We start from the raw sequence: 3,970 nt of genomic DNA, 5'->3' as shown, positions 1-3,970 counted from the left end.
CGCCGGGAGCAGGAGGCGGAGCAGATGAAGTTCGTCCTCCAGAAGGAGTCCCAGGAGGCCGAGCGCAAGCGCATCGAGGCCCAGGGAATCGCGGACTTCCAGCGCATCGTGGCCCAGGGGATCTCGGCCCAGCTCCTGGAGTGGAAGGGCATCGAGGCCACGGAGAAACTGGCCCAGAGCCCCAACACCAAGATCGTCGTCATCGGCAACCCCAAGACGGGGCTCCCCATCATCCTCGGCGGGGAGAAGTAGCCCCGCCGCCGTCCCGGCGGTCCGAAGCGGGGAGGTGGCGCGGATGAGGTGGAGGCCCTTTCTGGCGTTCCTGGGCGCGTTCCTGGCCTTCTCGGGAGGGCTGGGAGGTCTCATGGCCGTCCGCCGACCGGCCACGGTGACCTTCGTCTTCACGGGCGACACCCAGGGCTTCCTCGTGCCCTGCGGGTGCCGCACGGTCCCGGCGGGGGGGCTGGCGCGGCGCGCGGGCCTTCTGGCCCACCTGCGGAGCCAGCCGCACGCCGGCGCGGTGGTCCCCGTGGAGGTGGCCCACGGCCTGGCGGAGCGGGGGCCCGCGCGGGACAAGCTGAACCGCCAGATGGGCCGGTTCTTCAAACGGGAGGGGGTCCTTCTGGGCCTGGGGGGCTACGATCTCCTCCTCGGGCCGGAGGCCCTCCACCTCTTCGTTCCCGGAGTGGAAAAATATATCGCCGGACGGGAGACCTACCCGGGCTCCCGGGAATTCCGCCTGGGCGGCTGGGGGGTGGGTCCCGTGGGCCCCACGGCCGCGAGGCTCCGCCTCGTTTTCGTCTCCGAGACGCCTCCCGAGGGCGCACCCATGGGCGACCCCCTGGAGGCCTTCGAGTCGGAGATCCGAGAGCATCCGGCTGACGGCTACGTGGTGACGGGAAACCTTTCCACGGGGGCCGTGGGGCGGCTCCTGAACGCCCATCCGGAAATTCTCGCGGTGGTGGCCCAGTGGGGGACCCAGGTGACGACGGCCCCCCAGCGGGTGAGGGACACCTGGGTCCTCTGGATCGGGGACCGGGGCCGCCGCGCCGCCACCCTGACGGTGGTCCGGGAGAAGGGGCGGTGGAGCGTCCTGCCCGGGATCTCCTACCTGGGTCCCGAGATTCCCTCGGACCCGGAGGTGGAAGCGGAGGTCCAGGAGACTCTCGCCTCGGTGGAGGCGTACAACCGGCAGGCCCTCGATCTCATCACCCGGCCCGCGCCGGCCGGGAAGGGCTACGCGGGGGCGGCCGCCTGCGCCTCCTGCCACCCCGGGGCCCACGCCGTGTGGTCGAAGACCCGCCACGCCCGAGCCACGGAGGACCTGGCCGTGGACCACCAATCCTCCAACCCCGAATGCCTGAAGTGCCATGCCACGGGAGTGGGGCGGCCGGGCGGGTTCCCCCGGGCCGACGCGGACCTCTCCGGGGTGCAGTGCGAGGCGTGCCACGGTCCCGGCGCGGGCCATCCCCCCGAGAAGATGCCGGTCCTCGAACTGGCCGCCGTGTGCGCCCCGTGCCACGGAAAGCGCGACTCCCCCCTCTTCGACGCCGAGGCCTACTGGCAGGTCATCCGCCATGGGGGTGAGGAGGGAGCCCAGCCGGAAGGCGACCCCGCGCGCAGGTGAGGGCGGCCGGGAGAATGCGGCTCCCGGTTTCGGGCTTCCCCGGCGAGGGAGAAAACGCCATTCCGCGGGCCCAAGGTCCGTTCCCTGGACAGGAGGGCGGCCGGGCCGTAAAATACGGCGGGATGATGCGCCGCGCGGCCTACGCCACCGTATTGATTTTCTTCGCCCTCGGCCTGGGAGGCCGACTGCCTGGGGAGGAGCCCGCCTCCTCCGGCGCGGCGGCGGAGGAGAGGCGCGCCGCCGAGGAGGTCTACCTGGAAGTGGGCCGTCTCGTGCGGGATCGGTCGGCGGAGGCCCCCGATTCGGGCGTGCTCCTCAGGGCCTCCATGGACGGCATGCTCCACGCCCTGGACCCCCATTCGGCCTATTACCCCCCCGACGTGTACAAGGACCTCATGGAGGACCAGGAGGGCAAGTTCTCGGGGCTGGGCCTCCTGGTGACCAAGCCCTCCGCCGCGTCCCCCCTCCTCGTGGTGACCCCCATGCCCGACACGCCCGCCTCCCGCGCCGGCGTGCGCGCGGGGGACCTGATCCTCGAGGTGGACGGGGAGGGCACCGACAAGATGACGAGCCGGGAGGCGGTGCGTCGGCTCAAGGGCCCCGAGGGCACCTCCGTGACGATCAAGCTGGGACGCGGCTCTTCCCCCCCGGTCTCCCTCACCCTCAAGAGGGCTCCCATCCCCAAGCACACCGTCCCCTACGCCTTCCTGCTGGAGGGCGGCGTGGGGTACCTGAAGGTCAACACCTTCGGCCAGACCACGGCGGAGGAGGTGGAGACGAACTTGAGGAGCCTCCTGGCCGGCGGGCTCAAGGTTCTCGTCCTGGACCTGCGGGACAACCCCGGAGGATCGTTGAACGCGGCCGTGGAGGTGGCCTCGCTCTTCCTGGACCGGGGGCAGGCGGTGGCCAGCGTGCGGGGGCGCACGGTGGGCATCGTGCGCTCCTTCCGCGCGACGCGGCGGGGGGCCTTCGCCGATCTGCCCGTGGCCGTCCTCCTCAACCTGGGCTCGGCGAGCGCCTCGGAAATCGTGGCCGGCGCCCTCCAGGACCACGACCGGGCGGTGGTCGTGGGCGAACGGTCCTGGGGCAAGGGACTCGTGCAGACCGTGAGCCCCCTCGAGAACCAGGGCGCCGTGGCCATCACGACGGGTCGCTACTTCACGCCCTCGGGCCGGCTCATCCAGAGGGACTACGGCGCCTCCTACGACGCCTACTACTTCCCCGAACAGCAGCCCGAGGGCCGGGAGGAGTCGGCCCAGCGCGTTCAGGAGGCCCACACGGACGCGGGCCGCACCGTCTTCGGCGGGGGCGGCATCGCCCCCGACGTCCTCGTGAAGGCCCCCGACATACCCCCCCTCGCCCTGGCCCTCGAGCGGAAGCGGTCCTTCCTCGAATTCACGGCCAAACAGGTCGAGAAGGGGAGCGCGGAGCGGTCGCTCCTGGGCACGCCCCAGTGGTCCGCGAGGTTCCGGACCTACCTCGCCGAGCAGGGCCAGGCGCCCTCGGACGCCGAGTGGAGCGAGAGCGAGGCGTACATCCGCGCGGCCCTGGAGCGGGAGGCGCGCACCATGCTGGACGGCCAGGCGGCCGGGTACCGGGCCATGATCCCCCTGGACGTTCAGCTTCAAAAGGCCCTGGAGAGTCTCCGGTCTCTCGGTGCGGCGAAGGACAAGGCCGCGTAAGCCGGGTCGAAGCCGGAGCCCTGGAGAATGGACGCATGTTCGAACGGCTGAGCGAGAGGATCCAGGGGGCGGTCAAGAGCCTCCGGGGACAGGGAAGGATCACCGAGTCCAACATCCAGGAGAGCCTGCGGTCCGTCCGGCTGGCCCTTCTCGAGGCCGACGTCCACGTGTCCGTGGTGCGCGATTTCCTGGAAGGGGTGAAGGCCAAGGCGCTCGGCGAGGAGGTCCTCGCGAGCCTCTCGCCCGACCAGCACTTCATCAAGATCCTGAACGAGGAGATGGTCCGGGTCCTGGGAGAGGGAGATTCCCGGCTTCACTTCTCTCCCCTGCCTCCCGGCGTGGTCATGCTCGTGGGTCTCCAGGGCTCGGGCAAGACGACGACAGCCGGAAAGCTGGCCCTCCACTTCCTGAACGACGGCCACCCGGCCCTCCTCGTGCCCGCCGACGTGTACCGCCCCGCGGCCCGCCAGCAACTGGAGACGGTGGGCCGCTCCGTGGGGGCGCCGGTCTACCAACCGGAGCCCGGGGACGGCCCCGTGGCCATCTGCCGGAAGGCCCTCGAGGAGGCCCGGAAACGCGGGATGCACCGGCTGATCCTGGATACGGCGGGCCGCCTCGCGGTGGACGAGGCCCTCATGGCCGAGCTGGGCGAGATCGTCTC

4 protein-coding genes are annotated in these 3,970 nt (G+C 71.4%); all 4 read left to right on the top strand.

The window, feature by feature from the left end:
* Positions 1-252 (top strand): prohibitin family protein (locus AB1824_13260; protein MEW5765929.1); only part of this gene is annotated, 252 nt, incomplete at its 5' end.
* A 43-nt stretch (positions 253-295) separates the two neighbouring features.
* Complete coding sequence (locus AB1824_13255) at positions 296-1,627, top strand: cytochrome c family protein (GenBank protein MEW5765928.1); 1,332 nt, start codon at positions 296-298, stop codon at positions 1,625-1,627.
* 14 nt (positions 1,628-1,641) lie between these two features.
* Positions 1,642-3,309, top strand: a complete 1,668-nt coding sequence (locus AB1824_13250; GenBank protein ID MEW5765927.1) for a S41 family peptidase — start codon at positions 1,642-1,644, stop codon at positions 3,307-3,309.
* A gap of 35 nt (positions 3,310-3,344) precedes the next feature.
* Positions 3,345-3,970 (top strand): signal recognition particle receptor subunit alpha (locus AB1824_13245; protein MEW5765926.1); only part of this gene is annotated, 626 nt, incomplete at its 3' end.

This window comes from Acidobacteriota bacterium (genome assembly GCA_040752915.1).
GTDB lineage: Bacteria > Acidobacteriota > UBA4820 > UBA4820 > DSQY01 > JBFLVU01.
Note: the sequence above shows the minus strand (reverse complement) of the source record. Positions and strands in the feature narration are given on the sequence as shown.

Coding starts and splice junctions, on each gene's coding strand:
- AB1824_13250 (MEW5765927.1), top strand. CDS start 1,642: ATGCGGCTCCCGGTTTCGGGCTTCCCCGGCGAGGGAGAAAACGCCATT.
- AB1824_13255 (MEW5765928.1), top strand. CDS start 296: ATGAGGTGGAGGCCCTTTCTGGCGTTCCTGGGCGCGTTCCTGGCCTTC.